We start from the raw sequence: 4,475 nt of genomic DNA, 5'->3' as shown, positions 1-4,475 counted from the left end.
CGACGGTTATACTCCGCCTCGCTAAAAGGAAGCCCGGGCGCCAAGCTCGACTGAGTGTTCGCCATTACCTCTCCTCCGCTCCCGTCGTTGTGCTTAGATGGTCAACTGCCGGGTGGTTTGCGTCAAACACAGTTTGTGTATTGTTAACATCTCGCAGTGAGATGGCCGTGTGAGTGAAGTCCAAGCCTATGAAATATTAGTTTCATTGGGTTAACATCTTGAACCTGCTTAAGGGCTGCCTCTCTTCGACCGCTCACAATCAATCTATTTCGTTTGTATCACAGCCGCAAAAGTGGATTAGGGCGGCGTTCTACCTTGGCCGCCGGTCTCTGCCCGGTGGGCAGACACCACTCCCGGAAAATCAATTCGGATCCTTCGGGAAAGGCTGCATGCTCTGGGGTCAATCGGTTCAGCCGGTTCGCAGGCCGCCGGCACGGCAAATCATCTTCATATCGCGTGCGTGGCCGGGGTTTTGTGCTCCGTTGTTCGTTGACAGGAGTCGAAGATAGTCTCTCAACGTTTTTTAGTAACTGCCAGATCTGGTGGCTTGCCGCTGGCCACGATGTGGCGGCACCGCCACCTCGGCGAGAAGCGAGTGTAGGCGGTATGATAATGCTAGTGCATTTCCTGCAAACTGCGAAACTACTGCAGTGGACGTATGACCGCACTGCCTCTCCGAAGTGCGGTGCGATCTTGCCCATTGGCTGGCCAACTAGATGTTTGATCCCAGATTTTGATGGTTCATCATCGTCCGAATCAAAGGATGCGCTATGGGCCAGGTTCTTCATGGGAGCGCCACGACGACAGAGGCGGTTCGTCGAGCGATACAGCATAGTCAAGAGAGCCTGAGAGCGCTGGCGAAGCGGTACGGGATCAACCAGAAGACTGTTGCCAAATGGCGGGAACGGACCTCGGTGGCCGATGGGACTGTCAGGAATTCTGTGCGCGAGGCCGGTTTCGTCATTGGCTGACGAACTTTTCGCCGAAGACGACGGCGAACTGGGTTTTGGCCTCGAACCACTCGCGCGGAGGTCGTTTCCAATCCTTGGCGCGTGGTTCAGGACCAGATATAACAGTTTCATTGCCGCGTCGTCATTGGGGAAATGGCCTCGGGTGCGGACGGCGCGGCGCAGTTTCGAGTTCAGCGCCTCGATCGCGTTCGTAACCGGTATGGTCATGACGGTGCCACCTGATCCCCGCTGAGATGAAAGGCTTTCGGCGTATGGTGCGACCATCCGGGACAGGGGCACCGGGAGCACGCCAAGTACGGGCAGGCCGATGTATTCGATGAGCTGCGAGCTCGCGTTAGTAGCTGGCCGCCCCTGCGACCTGCCCGGTTGCGCCGAGAGCGCGGATCCGTAGGTGTCGCGTCGCCCGCCGGCTCCCGACTGTTTGAGGAGGAGCCGATGAGACGCGTGATTGGGATGGACATCCACCGCACCTTTGCGGAGGTGGTGGTTTGGGAAGATGGCCAACTGCGCCATCACGGACGGGTCGACATGACCCGCTCGGGACTGGAAGGCTTCGGCCGCAGTTGCGACGAATGGATGAGGTTGTCGTCGAAGCTACGGGCAACGCCATGGCAGTGGTGCGGGTTCTGTCGCCCTATTGCCAGCGGTTTTCTGCCGGCGGTCTGGGTTCCCGATGAGCGGACGGAGCGGCTTCGCCGCTTCGTCACGCGGCGCAACCAGGTCGTGCGGCATCGCACGCGCGTGAAGAACGAGGTGCATGGATTCCTGCAGGCGCACCTCGTGCCGAAGTGCCCGCATGCCGATCTGTTCAACCGTCGGGGTCGCGCCTGGCTCGAGCGGCAGGTGCTTCCCGACGACGAGCGGGCCGCTATCGCTCGCCACATCCGCGAGATCGACCGCCTGGCCGAGGATCTGGCTGACCTCGATCGGGAGATCGCCCGGGAAGCGGTTGATGATGTGCAAGTCCGGCGTCTTCAGACGATCACCGGCGTCAATGCCATCGTCGCGAGCGGTATCATCGCCGCCGTCGGCGACATCCGGCGGTTCCGCGAACCGCAGAAGCTGGTGAGCTACTTCGGCCTCAATCCTCGTGTGCGTCAATCCGGTCTTGGCTTGGCGCAATATGGCCGGATCAGCAAACATGGGCGTTCCCATGCCCGCGCCATGCTGGTCGAGGCCGCCTGGGCGGCGGCGAAGGCGCCCGGACCGCTCAGGGCTTTCTTCCTGCGCATCCGCAACAAGCGCGGCCATCAGGTCGCAGCCGTGGCGCTCGCCCGCAAGCTCGCCGTGTTGATCTGGCATCTGCTGACAAAGGAGCAGGACTACTTCTGGGCTCGCCGGCGCTGGTGGCGGCAAAGCAGAGGCAGCTCGCTCTCAAGGCTGGCGCGCCGGGCGAGCGCGGTGTCGGTCGCCGCGGTTCGGCTTACGCCTACAACGTGAAGGAGTTGCGAAACAGCGAGAAAGCCGCGGCCGAGAATGCCGAACGTGCCTACGAGCTGATGGTTCGGCATTGGCGGTCACTAGGGCCGAAGCGGCGCACGGACGCCACAAACGAGGAACGACTATAACGGCTGCGCGGCGGCGCTCTCATCCTCTCACGCCGCTCTTTGCCACGTGGTCGTCCGTGCCAGGCGAACATAACATAAGCAAATATCCCGGTGCGACAGTCATCGCCCCGGTCCACTCCAGAAAGGCGCCGTGCTCGACGCAGTCAAGGCGTGGCCTGGAAACCTCGCAGCCGGCCATGGCGCCATCGCACCGGCCAGCCTTGACTGCGTCTCGACACGCTCGCATGGGAAATCCTGTGGGCCGGGACGAAGAAACACGCTCACCTGAGCCGAACAAATAAACGCACAGGAGTCGAGAAAGCCGAAATCACGCTTGTCGATGTCATCCGTGGTGTAGATGATCCGGCGCACGCTTTCGGGGAAGGCGAAGAACGGCACCACGTGTTGCCAGTTGCGCCGCCAGCTCTGGGTGATCGCCGGATACCGCTGGCCCCAGTAGCCGGCTTCGAATTCCTCCAGGGCCTTCATGCCGGCTTCGGCATCCTTTGCCCGGTAGATCGCGCGCAGCGCCGGCACGACCGGCTTGCGATCCTTCCACGACACGAACTCCAGCGAATGGCGGATCAGATGCACGATGCAGGTTTGGACCACGGTCTGGGGGAAGACGGCGTTGATCGCCTCGGGGAAGCCCTTCAGGCCGTCGACGACGGCGATCAAGACGTCGGCGACGCCACGGCTCTTCAGCTCGTTCATGACGCGCAGCCAGAACTTGGCGCCCTCGGTCTGCTCGATCCAAATGCCGAGGATCTCCTTCGTGCCGTCCGGCAGGATGCCGAGCGCGATGTAGACGGCCTTGTTGCGCACGAAGCCCTCGTCCCTGATCTTGACCCGGATCGCATCGAAGAAGACGAGCGGATAGATCGCATCCAGCGGGCGGTTCTGCCACTCGGCCACTTCCTCCAGGACGGCGTCGGTGACGGCCGAGATCAGTTCCGGCGACACGTCGATGCCGTAGAGCTCCTCCAGATGGCCGCGGATCTCGCGCACCGTCATGCCGCGCGCCTACATGGAGATGATCTTGTCGTCGAAATCGGGAAAGCGGCGCTGGTATTTGGCGATCAGCTTCGGATCGAAGATCCCGGCCCGGTCGCGCGGGATCGACAGCGTCATCTTCGACGTGCCCGTCAGAACCGACTTCCTCGAATGGCCGTTGCGGCGATTGGCGCTGCCGTCGGTGCGGTCGTCCTCGAGGTGCTCGTCGAGTTCAGCGTTCAGAATCCGTTCCGAAAGCGCCTCAGGTCGTCGAGCAATCCGTCCTTGGCAAACACCTCATTCGGATCGCGGCCGGCAAGCAGTTGGTCCAGAAGTTCCTTCTCGATAGCCATGTGATGATTCTCTCCTTTCCATCATCATGGCCTCGCGCACAGAATTCCTGACAGTCCCGTGGACGATGTGCCGACCGGTCCGAGAGAGCCTAGATCGACGGTGCTCTTGCCCGAGGAGGAGGCCGTCATCGTCCCCTTCCGGCGCTACACTCTGTTGCCACTCGATGACTGCCTCTACGCCTTACAAGCGACGATCCCACACGACGCGCTCGTCACTGCATCGCTGCCTGCAGCGCCACGGCATCAGCCGCCTGCGGACGTAGAAGGTGACAAGCCGGCGAAGAAGAAGTTCAAGAGCCATCCGATCGGCTACTTCCACATCGACGTCGCCGAGGTGCGCACCGAACAGGGCAAGCTGCACATGTTCGTCGCCATTGATCGCACCTCGAAGTTCCCCTTCGTGGAAACGGCCACCACCGCCATATCGAGAGACTTCCTGCTGCGCCTGATCGCGGCCGTTCCCTACAAGATCCACGCCGTCCTCACCGACAACGTCCTAAGCGCGGAACGAAATGGAGCCTGCAGTCAAGGTCTCTCTGTTCGTCAGCATGCCCTTGCTGCGTGACGTTGGTCAAGTCGTCGAACCAGGCGGCTTCCACCGGCAAGGGAAA

At 61.5% G+C, this 4,475-nt stretch carries 1 protein-coding gene and 4 pseudogenes; 3 read left to right on the top strand and 2 right to left on the bottom strand.

Features of this window, described 5'->3' with window-relative positions; genetic code table 11:
• Positions 1-770: 770 nt before the first annotated feature.
• Positions 771-923 (top strand): annotated as a pseudogene (locus tag EN874_RS32020) (IS481 family transposase); the annotation flags it as partial.
• A gap of 37 nt (positions 924-960) precedes the next feature.
• On the opposite strand, the pseudogene EN874_RS32015 reads toward EN874_RS32020, so the two are convergent.
• Positions 961-1,163, bottom strand: a pseudogene (locus EN874_RS32015) (transposase); the annotation flags it as partial.
• 261 nt (positions 1,164-1,424) lie between these two features.
• Here EN874_RS32015 and EN874_RS32010 point away from each other — a divergent pair.
• Entirely contained in the window at positions 1,425-2,411 is a 987-nt protein-coding gene (locus EN874_RS32010) for an IS110 family transposase (protein ID WP_348628729.1), read from the top strand.
• 443 nt (positions 2,412-2,854) lie between these two features.
• Here EN874_RS32010 and EN874_RS32005 read toward each other — a convergent pair.
• Positions 2,855-3,864 (bottom strand): annotated as a pseudogene (locus EN874_RS32005) (IS256 family transposase); the annotation flags it as partial.
• 76 nt (positions 3,865-3,940) lie between these two features.
• Here EN874_RS32005 and EN874_RS32000 point away from each other — a divergent pair.
• Positions 3,941-4,357: pseudogene (locus EN874_RS32000) on the top strand (IS481 family transposase); the annotation flags it as partial.
• Positions 4,358-4,475 lie beyond the last annotated feature (118 nt).

It is taken from the genome of Mesorhizobium sp. M1D.F.Ca.ET.231.01.1.1 (assembly GCF_003999155.2).
Classification (GTDB): domain Bacteria; phylum Pseudomonadota; class Alphaproteobacteria; order Rhizobiales; family Rhizobiaceae; genus Mesorhizobium.
The sequence above is the reverse complement of the archived record's forward strand: the minus strand, read 5'-3'. Positions and strand labels throughout refer to the sequence as shown.